This is a genomic window from Maritalea mediterranea (assembly GCF_021568695.1).
In the GTDB taxonomy this organism is placed as follows: domain Bacteria; phylum Pseudomonadota; class Alphaproteobacteria; order Rhizobiales; family Devosiaceae; genus Maritalea; species Maritalea mediterranea.
Genome location: NZ_JAKGTI010000002.1, coordinates 475,423 through 489,912 on the forward strand (window position 1 = coordinate 475,423; position 14,490 = coordinate 489,912).

The following is a 14,490-nucleotide window of genomic DNA, read 5'->3' on the forward strand; positions in this document are numbered from 1 at the left end:
GGTGATCACTCTGCCCATGAGCATTTTCGTCATCCATCCCGCCGAATTTCACGCCGAGACCGGCGAGGTACGTTTTCACTATCAACTCGAAGACCATCGCTTCACAGAGCGGTTGGAGCTTGGTGTGGGTTTCGCGCTTGAGCGCGCCCAAAGCCTGGACTTTGCCCATTTGCTGGATGTGGCTGCGGCCATTTTGGGCGTCTCCTATTATAAGCTCAAAGCGCCAACGCAGATTGATTTGACCGCGCTTAGCCTGACTGCTGAAGATCAAAAGTTGATTCAGGATGTATATGAAAACGGGCTCGGGGAATTTTATACCCGAAACGATCTCAAACGATTTGGCCAAATTGATTTCAATTTCGCGCCGACGTTGAAACCCGTCCATGATCTGGACTGGCCCGAACAATCGCTGGTGTTGATTGGGGGCGGCAAGGATAGCTTGGTCTCCGTTGATCTGCTCACCCGGGCCGAAATCCCGTTCACGCCCTTCGCGGTCAACCCGAAAGGGCCAATCGTGACCTCCACGGATCAGATCAAGCAAAAACCAATTTTTGTCCGCCGCTATTTGTCGCCCAACCTGTTCGACCTGAACAATCAACCCGGCTTTTACAATGGCCATGTGCCCTCAACCGCGATCAACTCGGCGATTGCGGCGCTGATTACAGCGCTCTATGGCTATAACGAGATTATTCTCTCAAACGAACGCTCTGCCAGCGAAGGCAATGTGGAGTTTGACGGGCGTCAGGTGAACCACCAGCACTCCAAAAGCTTCAATTTTGAGCAACTCATTGCCGAAAGCTTCGCTGCCGCCAGCCAGAACAAGCTCGACTATTTTTCCCTGCTACGGCCGTTCTCAGAAGTTCGAATTGGTCAGCTTTTTGCGCGCACTGATAAGTTCGATCAGCATTTTTCAAGCTGCAATGAGAATTTCAAGCAAAATCAGGACGGCCCCACACGCTGGTGCACCAATTGTCCCAAATGCCACTTTGTGTCGCTGATTTTAGCGCCCTTTATGGCCCCGAATCGGTTGCAAAAAATTGTCGGCAAGAATGTGCTGGATGATGCAACCAAGCTGAATGCGTTTCGCGAACTGTCCGGCCTGACCGGCCACAAGCCTTGGGAATGTGTAGGCGAGATTTTGGAAGCCGCTGCAGCGCTTTGGCACCTAGCCCATCAGGACCAGTGGCGGGACGTCGCCATTGTGAAAACGCTTAAGCCGGAGCTGGATGCATTCTATGGTGCTCCCACCCTCGAAAGCGCCTGGGATCAATTGCTTCAGGATACGAACCAGCATAATGTTCCGGAAAAATATCAATTGAACGAGATTGCCCGTGCAAGCTGATCAATACTTTACCAACGCCGTGCTGCTCTATGGCGCAGGCATTGAAGCCAAATCCACCCGCGATTTTCTCGCCGAATTTGCGCCTGATGTAAAAGTCTTTGTCACTGCCGATCAGGGCGATATCTTTATGCCGGAAAGCACCATCATTGCCCCCGATGAGGTGGAGGCGCTGTGCGAAAAAGGCAAGATCGGCACCATTGTGCGCTCGGCCGGTGTGTCGATCTATAAGCCGGAAATTCTGGCCGCCAAAAAGCATGGGATGGAGGTGACCACCAACATCAATTTGTGGGACAAGTTCAAGCGCAAGGGCGCCAAGCTGGTGGCGGTGACCGGCACCAAAGGCAAAAGCACCACGGTGAAACTGACCGAAACCATGCTTGCCTGCGCCGGCATTGATGCAAGACTGGGCGGCAATTTCGGCGTCGCGCCGCTGGATCTGGATGATCATGAGATCATTGTGATGGAATTGTCCTCCTACCAAGTGGCAGATTTGACGGCACAGCCTGATTTTGTCGGCTTCACCAATCTGTTCCCCGAGCATGTGCATTGGCACAATCACTCTCTGTCGCAATATTTCCATGACAAGCTCAATTTGCTGCGTCGCGACGGGCCTTATGCCTATGCCCTCGGCGCGCAAGCGGCAGTGAATCAGAAGGTGCAAGAAGCCCTGCCCAAATATGCCCATGAACTGGCCGCCCCAAGCGCGGAGCTAGTGGCGGCGCTGCACGCCACCATGCGCAAATCACGCCTCAAAGGCCCCCACAATGCGGATAATATGATCATTGCCGCCAAATTGGCCCTAGGCCTCGGCGCCAGCGAAGAGGGTATTTTGAAGGGCCTCGAAACCTTTGCCCCACCAGCTCATCGACTGGAAGAACACAAGATCAGCGAGTTGCTTTTTGTGGACGATTCCATCGCCACCACCCCGGAGGCGACCATGGCCGCTATCGCCTCCTACCCGGATGAAAAGATTGCCCTACTGGTTGGTGGCTATGATCGAGAGCAAAATTATGACGAATTGGCCCGCACTGTGATCGGCAGTAATGTGACCACGTTGTGTTGCCTGCCCACCACTGGCGAACGCATGCAGGCCGCAATGGACAAACTCGACCACACAATAGATGTGTTTGCAGCAGAAGGGCTAACCGATGCCATGGCTGGACTGAAGCGCCGCGATGGTTTCGACACCATCATCCTGTCGCCTGCCGCCCCTTCCTTCAATCAATATGAGAATTACATTGCCCGGGGCGAACACTTCATCAAACTGGCAAACGAGATTTTTGGCTGATGTTTGGCACTGGTATTTACCGGCGAGGCAATCAGCCCGGCACCCTCACCGCTGAATGGTTGGACGATCGCATGGTGGCCGCCGGGACAAAAGCGGGCACCGGCTTTGCCAAAAACGGTCCGGCCAACGGTTTTGTCGGTGATTATGACATCACCTATGTTTCTGGGGAACAGCACGTTGACCTGAAGCTGACCATTCGCGCCGAAGGTCCGAACTTTCGCCTGGCTTGGTACAAGAACGACACGCTGATTGATCAAGGCATCGCCTTTCAATCCGGCGACATTCTCATCCTCAGCTATCAATCAATTTAGAGGTTTCACGATGCCCCAAGGCTATATTTATCTCGCCATTGCGATTTTGGGTGAAGTGGTCGCCACCTCGGCGCTTAAGGCCGCCAACGGCTTCAGCGAAACCCTGCCCTCCATTCTGGTGGTCATCGGCTATGGCGTCGCCTTTTATTATTTGAGCCTGTCGATCAAAACCATTCCCCTCGGCATTTCCTATGCGATCTGGTCTGGTGTAGGCGTTGCTGCCGTATCGGTCGTGGGTTGGGTCTATTATAAACAAGCGTTGGACCTGGCCGCCCTTATCGGCATGGCGATGATTTTGGGTGGCGTTTTGGTCATCCATCTATTCTCCAACACAGCTGCGCATTGAAGAATTCCCACCGATCGCAATAGACTATTTACCAAGCTACACTAAAACAAAAACCTCAACTTATTGATATATCTACCATTTAATCAATTAGCTAAATATTTATCTAGTTTATTGGCGATTGAACAATCCCCTCTTTCTAAACTTTCAATGTTCGCAATCATGCGAGCCGCATTGGGAGTGAGAAAAATGGAAGCAATTGCTTTGGCATTCACATCAGCAATGATTTCTTGGGGCTTGTTTACCTTGACCCCGGATCAACCCGTTCGCGCTAAGGCCAAGCGCCGGCGCTAACGCATTTCAATCAAGTTCAGGGGGACATTATGAAAACTTTAATCGCAGCAACAGTCGCATTTCTGCTGGTATCAGCCGGTTTTGCATTGGACATCAACGTCACAACAACCGCCGACACCAGCTTCAATACAGCGATCAATACGCAGATCGTGAATTAAAACATGCAACCGCACCATAAATTGCTGGCGACCCAACTGTTCGCAGCCGCGATTTTAATCGGTGTAATAACAATGGCTTCAACACCGCTCGCGCTGTTTGAACGTCAATCTGAACCGCAATATGCCATGATACGCTAGGGTGAGAACCCGCAAGGCTCAGATGAGGAAATTTATGTCCGTGAGTGCAAAAGGACCTCGGTCCTAAAACGGCAGTTCTTTTTAAGGACTGCCGTTATTTTTTGACCTCTTCCAACTCGATCAAGGTGCCATCAAAATCTTTCGGGTGCAAAAAAAGCACCGGCATTCCATGCGCCCCTATCTTGGGCTCGCCATCCCCCAAAACCCGTCCACCCTCTTCCGACAGCTTTTGCGCTGCGGCACGGATATCTTCCACCTCAAAACACATATGATGCATGCCGCCCGATGGATTCTTTTCCAAAAAGGCCGCAATCGGTGAATTCTCGCCCAGCGGATGCAACAACTCCAACTTGGTGTTGGGCATTTTCACAAACACCACTGTCACCCCATGCTCAGGCAGCTCTTGCGGCTCCGAAACGGCCGCCCCCAACTGATCCCGATATTTGGCCGTCGCCGCTGCCAAATCTGGCACCGCAATCGCGACATGGTTGAGATTACCGATCATGGCTCGTTCCTTAGTTTGCCCTCAATCCGCGACATCACCGCATTGGCAGCGTCCAGCACATTGGTGCCGGGGCCGAAAATATCGGACACGCCCGCATCACGCAGCGCTTGATAGTCCTGTTCCGGGATCACCCCACCCGCAAAGACCGAGATATGCGCCGCATTTTTCTGGCGCAGCAAATCGATCAGCTCTGGAATAAGCGTTTTGTGCCCTGCGGCCAGGGATGATGCACCGATGGCATCAACGTTCAAATCAACGGCCTTTTCGGCAACCTCTTCAGGCGTTTCAAACAGCTCGCCGATGTGCACATCAAAGCCCATATCCGCGAAGGCAGTCGCGATAACTTTCGCGCCGCGATCATGGCCATCCTGCCCCATTTTTCCAATATAAATAGAGGGTTGCCGGGATTGAGTCGATTTGAATTCGGCCACGCGCTGGGTGATCGCCTGATATTCAGGGTCATCCGCATATTGCTCGCTATAGACACCCGAAATCACCTTCGTGGTGGGGCGATGGCGGCCAAACACCTCTTCCATTGCGTCGGAAATCTCACCCAATGTGGCACGGGCGCGAGCGGCATCAATCGCCGCGGCCAGCAAATTGCCCTCGCGCGTTTCTGCCACCTGCCGCAGGGTCGCCAGCGCTTTGTCGCAGGCCTCTTGATTGCGGCTGGCCCGAATTTGTTTCAGGGCTTCAACCTGCCCCGCACGCACCTTCTTATTGTCGATATCGAGAATATCGAGCTCGTCTTCTTTATCGAGACGATAGCGGTTGACGCCGACGATCACATCATCGCCCTTATCCACACGGGTCTGGCGAATGGCGGCAGCGCGTTCAATCTCCAGTTTGGGAAGCCCCTCGTCGACCGCCTTGGTCATGCCGCCTTTTGCTTCAATCTCGGCGATCATTTCGCCCGCTTTGGCCACCATGTCCGCGGTTAGGCGCTCGACATAATAGGAGCCGCCCAGCGGATCCACCACGTCGGTAACGCGGGTTTCATGGTCCAAAATCAACTGGGTGTTGCGGGCAATGCGCGAGGAAAACTCGGTCGGCAACGCAATCGCCTCGTCAAACGAATTGGTGTGCAGGCTCTGGGTGCCGCCCAAAATCGCCGCCATCGCTTCATAGGCGGTGCGCACAATATTGTTGTACGGGTCCTGCTCCGTCAGCGACACGCCAGACGTTTGGCAGTGTGTCCGCAACATCATGGAACGCGGGTTTTTCGCGCCCAAATCCTTCATAATATCGGCCCAAAGGGTACGCGCCGCCCGCAGCTTCGCCACCTCAGAAAAGAAATTCATGCCAATGCCGAAAAAGAACGACAAGCGCCCGGCAAACGCATCAATATCTAAGCCCCGTGCCTGCGCCGCGCGGACATATTCCATGCCATCGGCCAGCGTATAAGCCAGCTCCTGCACCGCAGTCGCGCCCGCTTCATGCATATGGTAGCCAGAGATCGAAATGGAGTTGAATTTCGGCATGAATTCAGCCGTGTGCGCAATAATATCCGCAATGATCCGCATGCTGGGTTCTGGCGGATAGATAAAGGTGTTGCGCACCATAAATTCTTTCAAAATGTCATTTTGAATGGTGCCGGAGAGCTTGTCCTGGCTCACGCCTTGCTCTTCCGCCGCCACCACAAACATGGCCAGCACCGGGATCACCGCACCATTCATCGTCATCGACACGGACATTTCATCCAGCGGAATACCGTCAAACAGCACCTTCATATCTTCAACGCTGTCGATGGCCACCCCGGCCTTGCCCACATCGCCCACCACGCGTTCATGATCACTGTCATACCCACGGTGGGTGGCCAGATCAAACGCCACCGAAAGGCCCTTTTGCCCCTTCTCCAGCGCTTGCCGATAAAAGCGATTGCTCTCTTTCGCGGTAGAAAAGCCCGCATATTGCCGGATGGTCCAGGGGCGGTTGGCATACATGGTGGCGCGCACGCCACGGGTGAACGGTGCTTCGCCGGGCATCGCCTCGGCGGCGCGTTCAGGCAGATCGTCGGCGAAATAGGCGGGTTTGATGGGCACGCCGCCATAGTCGGTTTCCAGATCAGCCGGTTCGCGCCCACGCAGTTCTTTTTCGGCGAGCGCCTGCCATTTTTTGTAGGTCTCGTTGGAGAGGGTCATTGGTCTTCAAACTCCATGATCACATCATCCACCGCCAAAATGGATCCCACATCCGCCGCGATTTTGGAGACGATCGCCTTCTTTTCCGCCCGCAGCACATTTTCCATTTTCATGGCTTCAACAATGGCCAGCGGCTGGCCTTCCTGCACCTCGTCACCTTCGGCAACTTCAAGGCGCACCACCTGCCCAGGCATCGGGCAGAGCAGGAATTTGGACATGTCCGGCGGCATTTTCACCGGCATATGCACCATCAGATCGGCCACATGTGGTTCAAACACCTGCACATTCATATCCGCGCCGCGATAACGCACACGGAAGCCCGTGGCCTTGCGCGTGACTTGCGCGACAATGTGATCGTCGCCCACCCGCGCACGGATCAGCGTTTCGCCCGGGCCCCAATCGGTTTCGACGCGCATCAGCATTTCGAAATCATCTTCGCGATCACGCCAGATGACGGCCTCTTCCAGCACATCAAAGTCAAACCGCTCATCGCCAATCATCACGGACCGCGCCACATCTTTGATCGACAGGTCCAGCGTGTCCGCTTCGGCAAAGCCGCGATGCTGGCTGTGAAAGCCGATATAGGCCGCCAACCCGGCGATGTTTTTCTTGGCCGCATTGCCCAGCTCAACGCCGTTAAAGCCATCGGGAAATTCTTCAGCGATATAGCCCGTGGTCAGGCGACCTTCCTTAAAGCGATCCTGCTCCATCACAGCAGACAGGAACGGGATATTGTGGCCAATGCCTTCCACCTCAAACGCGTCCAGCGCATCTGACATGGCGGAAATGGCGGCGGCCCGATCTGGCGCCCATGTGCACAATTTGGCGATCATCGGGTCGTAGAAGGTGGAGATTTCTCCCCCATCAAACACCCCGGTATCGTTGCGCACCACAAGGTCTTCAGATTCAAATTCTGACGGCGGGCGATAGGTCGTCAATCGTCCAATGGAAGGCAGGAAATTGCGATAGGGGTCTTCGGCATAAAGTCGAGACTCAATTGCCCACCCATTGAGCGTGACCTCATCCTGAGCGATCGACAATTTCTCGCCCGCCGCAACGCGGAGCATTTGCTCCACTAGGTCAATCCCTGTGATCAATTCGGTGACAGGGTGTTCCACCTGCAACCGCGTATTCATCTCAAGGAAATAGAAATTCTTGTCGCCATCCACGATGAATTCCACCGTGCCCGCGCTGGCATAGCCAACCGCCTTGGCCAGGGCCACCGACTGTTCGCCCATCTTCTTGCGCGTTTCTTCATCCAAAAATGGCGATGGCGCTTCTTCAATCACCTTCTGGTTGCGGCGCTGAATGGAACATTCGCGCTCGCCCAGATAAATGCAATTGCCATGCTTGTCGGCCAACACCTGAATTTCAATATGGCGCGGGTCGGTGACAAACTTTTCGATAAAGATACGATCATCACCAAAGCTAGACGCCGCTTCTGATTTGGAGCGCTCAAAACCCTCGCGGGCTTCCGCATCATTCCAGGCGATCCGCATGCCCTTGCCACCGCCGCCAGCGGAGGCCTTGATCATCACCGGATAGCCAATCTCATTGGAGATCTTCACCGCCTCATCCGTGTCTTCAATCAGGCCCATATAGCCCGGCACGGTGGACACATTGGCTTCCTTGGCGATCTTTTTGGACGTGATCTTATCCCCCATCGCCTCAATGGCGTTGGGTGGTGGCCCGATAAAGGTAATGCCCGCTTTCTCCAGCGCTTCACAGAACTTGGCGTTCTCGCTCAAAAACCCATAGCCCGGATGCACTGCTTCGGCCCCGGTTTCCTTGCAGGCCGCGATGATCTTGTCGCCCAGCAAATAGCTTTCCGAGGCGGGTGATCCCCCAATATGCACCGCCTCATCCGCCATGCTCACATGCAACGCTTCCCGATCCGCATCCGAATAAACCGCAACGGTTTTGATGCCCATGATCTTGGCCGTTTTAATCACCCGACAGGCAATCTCGCCCCGGTTGGCTATAAGAATTTTCGAGAACATTATCTTTGTTTCTCCATTTTCGCGCCGTGCGCAATCTTTCACTTGGCCGTCCCGGACTTGATCCGGGACCAACCTGTAAACCGATCCCGGATCAAGTCCGGGAATGGCCCTAGGGCGCTCCCTTGGTAAGGGAGTGGCCGAAAGCTATTCCGGCCGCTTACAGATAAAATCAATTTCCACCAGCGCATGCAGCGCCAATCCGGTGACGCCGATGGTCGTGCGTGCCGGGCGACGATCCTTGGGGAAAAAGCTCTGATAGGTTTCGTTGAACTGGGCATAGTCCCGATAAAAATCGGTGATATAGCACCGCGCCATCATCACATGCTCCAGCCCCATATCAATGCCCCCCAAAACGATCTTGAGGTTCTCCATCACCCGCACCGTCTGCGCTTCAATCCCCTCCGGCAAAGGCGCATCCGGCGCATCGGGAAAAGTTGGCATTTGCCCGGTGACAAACACCCACCCATTGGCCTCGGTGGCATGGGAGAATGGTGCCACAGGCCGTGGTCCGTCAGAAATCATATGGAATAGTGGATCAGTCATTTTTCGCTCCTTTATGCCTTCGGCGCAGCTTCAACTAACTAAATGGTGTCCCAACAAAACAATGATGGTTGTTCCCACAAAAGCGAACGTTATGAGAAAAAATGGCGCGCCATATTTGACTAATATGCTGTACTTCAGTCGAAGCCATTCAATGCTTGTTCCTTGCTGCGCCTTAAATAGCTTAATCTTCGGGTCAAGCAGCATTTCTTGTGTACCAAAATTTGCGATCTGACGGAGGATCGCGTACCCAACTGCGATACCAGCGCTACTTAGCATCAGCAAAAGAGTTGTTAGGGCTATCATGCCTTCAAGATACCAACCCTCACCATCATACTGCCGAACTAAAAACAGGAAGAAGGCCAACAACCCCGCAGAAATTGAGAAGCTAAATTTCGCCGTTTCTGACCTGCGCAGCGCCGCATCTTTTAGCTCATCCAACATCGCGCACACCCCTACAACGGAATATTGTCGTGCTTCTTAATCGGCATCGACTGTTGTTTATTCTTCAGGCTTTCAAACGCCCGCGCCACCCGGCGGCGTGTGTTGTGGGGCATGATCACGTCGTCGATAAAGCCGCGCTCCGCTGCCACGAAGGGGTTGGCGAAGCGGTCTTCGTAATCCTTGGTGCGCTTGGCGATTTTTTCCTGATCACCCAGCTCGGAACGATAAAGAATTTCCGTCGCGCCCTTCGCGCCCATCACCGCGATTTCTGCGCTCGGCCAAGCGTAGTTCACGTCGGCGCGAATATGCTTTGAGGCCATCACGTCATAGGCGCCGCCATAGGCTTTGCGGGTGATGACGGTGACTTTCGGCACCGTCGCCTCCGCATAGGCGAACAGCAATTTCGCGCCATGCTTGATGATGCCGCCATATTCCTGTGCGGTGCCGGGCAAAAAGCCGGGCACATCAACAAGGGTGAGGATCGGAATATTGAAGCTGTCGCAAAAGCGCACGAAGCGTGCTGCCTTTTTGGAGGAGTTGATGTCGAGACACCCGGCCAACACCAGCGGCTGGTTGGCCACCACGCCGACAGACTGGCCGTTAATGCGCACAAAGCCCGTAACGATGTTGCCCGCATGATCTTTTTGCAGCTCCAAAAACTCGCCTTCATCAGCGATCTTGTGGATCACCTCTTTCATATCGTAAGGCACGTTAGGGCTGTCCGGAATGATGGTATCCAGGCTCATTTCGGGCCGATCCACCTGATCATTCACATCCACCTTCGGCGCTTTCTCCTGCGCATTCAGGGGCAGATAGTCAAATAGTCGACGGACCTCCAACAAGGTTTCAACATCATTGTCGAAGGCCGCGTCGGCCACGGAGGAAATCTTGGTGTGCGTGCTCGCCCCGCCCAATTCTTCTTGCGTCACCGTTTCATTGGTCACGGTTTTCACCACGTCCGGCCCGGTCACAAACATATAGCTTGTGTCTTTCACCATATAGATGAAGTCGGTCATCGCCGGAGAGTACACGGCACCGCCCGCGCAGGGCCCCATAATCACAGAAATCTGCGGCACCGCACCAGAGGCCATCACATTGCGCAAGAACACATCAGCATAACCGCCAAGAGAGGCCACACCTTCCTGAATCCGCGCACCGCCACTATCATTCAGCCCGATCACCGGCGCGCCATTTTGCACCGCCAGCTCCATGATTTTACAGATTTTCTGCGCATGGGTTTCAGACAAGGAGCCGCCAAACACGGTGAAATCCTGCGAAAACACATAGGTAAGTCGCCCATTAATAGTGCCCCACCCGGTCACCACCCCGTCGCCGGGAATAATGTTTTCCTCCATGCCAAAATCGGTGCAGCGATGGGTGACAAACATGTCATATTCCTCAAAGCTGCCCGGATCGAGCAACACAGAAAGCCGCTCCCGCGCGGTGAGCTTGCCCTTGCCATGTTGTGTATCAATCCGACGCTGCCCGCCCCCAAGCCGCGCCCCGGCACGCTTTTGTTCCAACTGCTCGATAATGTCCTGCATATATCAGCCCCTACGAAAGAATTCAAAATCGCGATCTTTTGCACAGCCTGCCAAATGCAAACGCGACTTTAAAGGGCTGAAAGTGTAAACAAGAACACCTTTTTAACATTGCAAATTGTAAATTTGTGAATTTTGTGTAATTCTGATGGGAAGGTAGTTGCGGCCGTGCCATTCGCCTGTGCCGTCATTCCCGCGTAGGCGGGAATCTAGGTGTGAATGTCGACAGTGAAATCGTTGGCGCTTTGCTCCTTGGCCACCCCTGCCTGGATTACCGGGGCTCTGTTTCGCGCTCACGCCGCGCGGCTGGCCCGGTAATGACGGCGGGTGTGATGCGTGCGTCTCTCAAAGACACCACCGCATGGCGCCAATCGGCGGGGGTGCCGGGGGCGGGAGCGCAGCGACCGGTGGCGGCGCGTTAAATGTCCGGGAGTTGCCGGGGTGGTGAACGAAGCGAGCGACGGCGGCGGGCAATAATGCCTAGGATGACCGCCGAGAGCACCCCACCCTTAATCCCTCCCCATCAAGGGGAGGGAGATAAGGTGGTCCGTGTTGAAGAGCAGAAGACAATAGTGGCAACACGCCACAAGGCAGATAAATAACCAAGATCCCAGTCCCCCTCCCCTTAATGGGGAGGGGCTAGGGGTGGGGTGAAAGGAAGCCGGAAAATGGCACAACGAAAAATCTTTGCAGGCGTCAAACTTCGCGCGCTTCGGGAGCAGCAAAAACTAACCCAGGCCGAATTCGCCGCGCGGCTGGATATTTCCACCTCTTACGTCAACCAGCTTGAAAACAATCAACGCCCGGTCACTGCGGCGATCATGTTGTCGCTGGCGGAAAACTTTAACGTCGATGTGACCAGCCTGCTCGCCGACAAGTCGGACCGGTTGATCATCGATCTGAAAGAGATATTTGCCGACCCGCTTTTTGCCGATAACCCCCCGGGACTGCAGGAACTGAAATCCCTCGCCACCAACACGCCGCAAACCGCCCACGCCTTTATGCGGCTATATGAGGCCTATCGAAAATCCAATGAGCGCATGGCCGGGGTGGACGATGTGCTGATGCGCGAACAGGCGGGCAATCTGCAAACCTCTTATGAAGAGGTGCGCGACTTTTTTCATTATGCCGACAATTATATCGATCCGCTGGACCGCGCGGCCGAAGATCTTGCCATCGAGCAAGCCCTTGATGGCCACGACAAAATGGACAGGCTCGTCAAATATTGCGAGCGGGTGCACGATTTGACTGTGGAGTTTGTCATGCCCAACAAGCGCGACATGATCCGGCAATTTGACCGGACACGGCGCGTGATCCGCCTCAACACCACCTTGGACAAATCAACCCAGTTTTTCCAACTCGCCAACCAACTGGCACTGCTGGAACAAACCTCGCTGATCAATCAGATTTTGACCGATGCCAATTTCAAGCGTGACGAAGCCCGCGCCATCTGCCGCATCGGGCTGGCCAACTATTATGCGGGAGCGCTGCTGATGCCCTACACTCAGTTTTTGAAGGAAGCGCAGACCGTGCGCTACGACATCGAAATCATGGCGCAACGCTTTGGCGCCAGTCTGGAGCAAGTCGCCCACCGCCTCTCCACCCTGCAGCGCCCGCAATTGCGCGGCATTCCGTTTTTCTTTGCGCGGGTGGATCAGGCAGGCACCATCACCAAGCGCCACTCGGCCACAGCCCTTCAATTTGCCCGGTTCGGCGGCGCCTGCCCCCTGTGGAATGTGCACCGCGCCTTTGAATCGCCGCAGCGGATCATCCGCCAGCGCGCCGAAACACCAGATGGCAAACGCTATTTATGCCTGGCCTGGGCCAGCGAAAAACGCGCCGGCGGATTCCGCCAGCCCACCCGCCGCTACGCCTATGCGCTGGGCTGCGAAATCGACCATGCAAGCGAACTGATCTATTCCGACGATCTCGATATTGGCGAAGATGCCGCGTTCGACCCGATCGGCATTTCCTGCCGCACCTGCGAACGCCGCCACTGCACCCAACGGTCTGTGCCGCCCATCGCCGCCGAAATTTCCATCACCCCGGATGAACGCAGCGTTGTGCCGTACGAAATTAACTAGAGCCAAGATGATCCTGCCTCAACCACAACCTAAAATGGCAAAAATCGCCACCATCGCGACAAATTTTGTTGCAAACCCAACAAAATTCTGGCAGCATAATGGGACGGAATATGGTTCTTAGAAACGCGAGAACTATCAAGAGATACAATGGGTTATTCCCTTTTCGCACTTGCCAAAGGCATAGCTTCGCGTACTAAGATAAAACCACACCCGCCAACAAACTATTTTTTATGCAGAATGTCGACTTCTGAGTGGTTTGGTGCGTCTGCACCTTGATATACCCGCCACCCAGAATTTGAAAATAAAAAGGCGCCCATCTAAGTGAAGAGCGCCTCGCAGTGTTTAGTCTTTTACATATTTGTGAGCTTCAGGAAATTTTCGCTTATTCTTTATCTCGCTAATGCGAGCCTGATTCACTTCGTAAAAGGCTGCAATTCTACTTTGAATATAGCCTTGCTTCAGCATTTTCAAAATTTGAATTGCATCGTCCAAAGTGAGCTTATTGCTCGGCTTTCTTGGCGGTAGCATAGCTAACCTCCTTCAAGTTGCGCCGAACTCAGTTGTCAGACACACCTTTTTCTGTTTAGTGTGCATATGCTGACCTGACGAGCTGCGCTCGGCTGGTTCAAATTATGGCTCAAGTAGCACCAACTACTTGGGCCATTTTTATATCTAGATTTTTCCGGATTCTTGATCAAGCGCGATTTCTTGGAGATTCAGGCAAAATAATCAAAGTAATCAAGAAAATATAGCTGACAGGAATATTTTTGTTGCATGTTGTGCAACTAGAACGCATAATAGTCGCCTAGATGGTTACTTGAGTATTATTGATTTCATTTGAGGAATCAACCCATTAGGCCGAATCAATTCAGATTTGGAAAATTCCGTAGTTTCTGACGCCCAAGTCAATACCTATTAAAATGACATCTATGCCAGAAGTCTGAGATTTCTGTGGTTTTCCCATAATCCAGAAGCGTTTGGCGCGAATCAAACAAAAAAAGCGCGGGACCTTGCCCGCGCCATATTGATCGATTTCGGAAAATCTTATTAGACAGTGACGTCCACCAGGCGGCCCGTGCCATCGGCCGGGAGGCTTTTGGTTTCGTCCGTTTTTCGTTCGGCAAATTCTTCAACTGCCGTCTTTTTGGCCTCAAGCTGCTCCACCTCGCCTTTTTCTTTGGCGGGCGGTGCGGCTGGTTCAGAGGGCACATATTGTACGGGCTGGCTCACCGCTGAAATTGAACTCATTCTGCGTCTCCTTTAATCGGCATTATGATTTGCCTTTTGGAAAAGACAATTGTCCAAGGCTGAGCCTACAGCGCCCGCCATAATGGGCGATTAGGGGAATAGGTCGCATTTAA

At 53.8% G+C, this 14,490-nt stretch carries 14 protein-coding genes; 6 read left to right on the plus strand and 8 right to left on the minus strand.

Going from position 1 to position 14,490, the window contains the following annotated elements; translation table 11 throughout:
- Nucleotides 1-16 precede the first annotated feature (16 nt).
- The 5 genes from L1I42_RS11365 to L1I42_RS16285 all read left to right on the plus strand — a co-directional run bounded on the left by L1I42_RS11365 (nucleotide 17) and on the right by L1I42_RS16285 (nucleotide 3,736).
- Nucleotides 17-1,342 (plus strand): MurL-like N-terminal domain-containing, encoded by a 1,326-nt coding sequence (locus tag L1I42_RS11365; RefSeq protein ID WP_236114644.1) that lies wholly within the window; start codon nucleotides 17-19, stop codon nucleotides 1,340-1,342.
- Nucleotides 1,332-2,630 carry a UDP-N-acetylmuramoyl-L-alanine--D-glutamate ligase gene (gene murD, locus L1I42_RS11370; RefSeq protein ID WP_236114645.1) on the plus strand — a complete coding sequence of 433 codons (1,299 nt, stop codon included), beginning with the start codon at nucleotides 1,332-1,334 and terminating at the stop codon, nucleotides 2,628-2,630. Before L1I42_RS11365 ends, murD begins: the two co-directional genes overlap by 11 nt.
- Nucleotides 2,630-2,941, plus strand: coding sequence for a hypothetical protein (locus L1I42_RS11375; protein ID WP_236114646.1), 312 nt, complete (start codon nucleotides 2,630-2,632; stop codon nucleotides 2,939-2,941). Before murD ends, L1I42_RS11375 begins: the two co-directional genes overlap by 1 nt.
- 10 nt (nucleotides 2,942-2,951) lie before the next feature.
- Entirely contained in the window at nucleotides 2,952-3,287 is a 336-nt protein-coding gene (locus L1I42_RS11380) for a DMT family transporter (RefSeq protein ID WP_236114647.1), read from the plus strand.
- A gap of 320 nt (nucleotides 3,288-3,607) precedes the next feature.
- Nucleotides 3,608-3,736, plus strand: coding sequence for a hypothetical protein (locus L1I42_RS16285; RefSeq protein WP_255769225.1), 129 nt, complete (start codon nucleotides 3,608-3,610; stop codon nucleotides 3,734-3,736).
- 232 nt (nucleotides 3,737-3,968) lie between these two features.
- On the opposite strand, the gene mce is transcribed toward L1I42_RS16285, so the two are convergent.
- The 6 genes from mce to L1I42_RS11410 all read right to left on the minus strand — a co-directional run bounded on the left by mce (nucleotide 3,969) and on the right by L1I42_RS11410 (nucleotide 11,048).
- On the minus strand, nucleotides 3,969-4,379 hold the full coding sequence (gene mce / locus L1I42_RS11385; protein WP_236114648.1) for a methylmalonyl-CoA epimerase: 411 nt from the start codon (nucleotides 4,377-4,379) through the stop codon (nucleotides 3,969-3,971).
- On the minus strand, nucleotides 4,376-6,520 hold the full coding sequence (scpA, locus tag L1I42_RS11390; protein WP_236114649.1) for a methylmalonyl-CoA mutase: 2,145 nt from the start codon (nucleotides 6,518-6,520) through the stop codon (nucleotides 4,376-4,378). Before scpA ends, mce begins: the two co-directional genes overlap by 4 nt.
- Nucleotides 6,517-8,520: an acetyl-CoA carboxylase biotin carboxylase subunit gene (locus L1I42_RS11395; RefSeq protein ID WP_236114650.1), complete on the minus strand. Its 2,004-nt coding sequence runs from the start codon at nucleotides 8,518-8,520 to the stop codon at nucleotides 6,517-6,519. The genes scpA and L1I42_RS11395 overlap by 4 nt, the downstream gene beginning before the upstream one ends.
- Before the next feature lie 144 nt (nucleotides 8,521-8,664).
- A complete protein-coding gene (locus L1I42_RS11400) occupies nucleotides 8,665-9,063 on the minus strand; it encodes a RidA family protein (protein WP_236114651.1) in 399 nt (132 codons plus the stop codon).
- A gap of 30 nt (nucleotides 9,064-9,093) precedes the next feature.
- Nucleotides 9,094-9,504, minus strand: a complete 411-nt coding sequence (locus L1I42_RS11405; protein ID WP_236114652.1) for a hypothetical protein — start codon at nucleotides 9,502-9,504, stop codon at nucleotides 9,094-9,096.
- 11 nt (nucleotides 9,505-9,515) lie between these two features.
- Nucleotides 9,516-11,048, minus strand: coding sequence for an acyl-CoA carboxylase subunit beta (locus tag L1I42_RS11410; RefSeq protein ID WP_236114653.1), 1,533 nt, complete (start codon nucleotides 11,046-11,048; stop codon nucleotides 9,516-9,518).
- 665 nt (nucleotides 11,049-11,713) lie between these two features.
- On the opposite strand from L1I42_RS11410, the gene L1I42_RS11415 reads away from it, so the two are divergent.
- A complete protein-coding gene (locus tag L1I42_RS11415) occupies nucleotides 11,714-13,129 on the plus strand; it encodes a helix-turn-helix domain-containing protein (protein WP_236114654.1) in 1,416 nt (471 codons plus the stop codon).
- Between the two features lie 342 nt (nucleotides 13,130-13,471).
- On the opposite strand, the gene L1I42_RS11420 is transcribed toward L1I42_RS11415, so the two are convergent.
- Nucleotides 13,472-13,657, minus strand: coding sequence for a hypothetical protein (locus tag L1I42_RS11420; RefSeq protein ID WP_236114655.1), 186 nt, complete (start codon nucleotides 13,655-13,657; stop codon nucleotides 13,472-13,474).
- 519 nt (nucleotides 13,658-14,176) lie between these two features.
- Nucleotides 14,177-14,377, minus strand: coding sequence for a hypothetical protein (locus L1I42_RS11425; protein ID WP_236114656.1), 201 nt, complete (start codon nucleotides 14,375-14,377; stop codon nucleotides 14,177-14,179).
- Nucleotides 14,378-14,490 lie beyond the last annotated feature (113 nt).

Bases quoted from the DNA above. Each gene is read 5' to 3' on its own strand.
- L1I42_RS11365 (WP_236114644.1), top strand. From the start codon at position 17: ATGAGCATTTTCGTCATCCATCCCGCCGAATTTCACGCCGAGACCGGC.
- L1I42_RS11375 (WP_236114646.1), top strand. From the start codon at position 2,630: ATGTTTGGCACTGGTATTTACCGGCGAGGCAATCAGCCCGGCACCCTC.
- L1I42_RS11380 (WP_236114647.1), top strand. From the start codon at position 2,952: ATGCCCCAAGGCTATATTTATCTCGCCATTGCGATTTTGGGTGAAGTG.
- L1I42_RS16285 (WP_255769225.1), top strand. From the start codon at position 3,608: ATGAAAACTTTAATCGCAGCAACAGTCGCATTTCTGCTGGTATCAGCC.
- mce (WP_236114648.1), bottom strand. From the start codon at position 4,379: ATGATCGGTAATCTCAACCATGTCGCGATTGCGGTGCCAGATTTGGCA.
- scpA (WP_236114649.1), bottom strand. From the start codon at position 6,520: ATGACCCTCTCCAACGAGACCTACAAAAAATGGCAGGCGCTCGCCGAA.
- L1I42_RS11395 (WP_236114650.1), bottom strand. From the start codon at position 8,520: ATGTTCTCGAAAATTCTTATAGCCAACCGGGGCGAGATTGCCTGTCGG.
- L1I42_RS11400 (WP_236114651.1), bottom strand. From the start codon at position 9,063: ATGACTGATCCACTATTCCATATGATTTCTGACGGACCACGGCCTGTG.
- L1I42_RS11405 (WP_236114652.1), bottom strand. From the start codon at position 9,504: ATGTTGGATGAGCTAAAAGATGCGGCGCTGCGCAGGTCAGAAACGGCG.
- L1I42_RS11410 (WP_236114653.1), bottom strand. From the start codon at position 11,048: ATGCAGGACATTATCGAGCAGTTGGAACAAAAGCGTGCCGGGGCGCGG.
- L1I42_RS11415 (WP_236114654.1), top strand. From the start codon at position 11,714: ATGGCACAACGAAAAATCTTTGCAGGCGTCAAACTTCGCGCGCTTCGG.
- L1I42_RS11420 (WP_236114655.1), bottom strand. From the start codon at position 13,657: ATGCTACCGCCAAGAAAGCCGAGCAATAAGCTCACTTTGGACGATGCA.
- L1I42_RS11425 (WP_236114656.1), bottom strand. From the start codon at position 14,377: ATGAGTTCAATTTCAGCGGTGAGCCAGCCCGTACAATATGTGCCCTCT.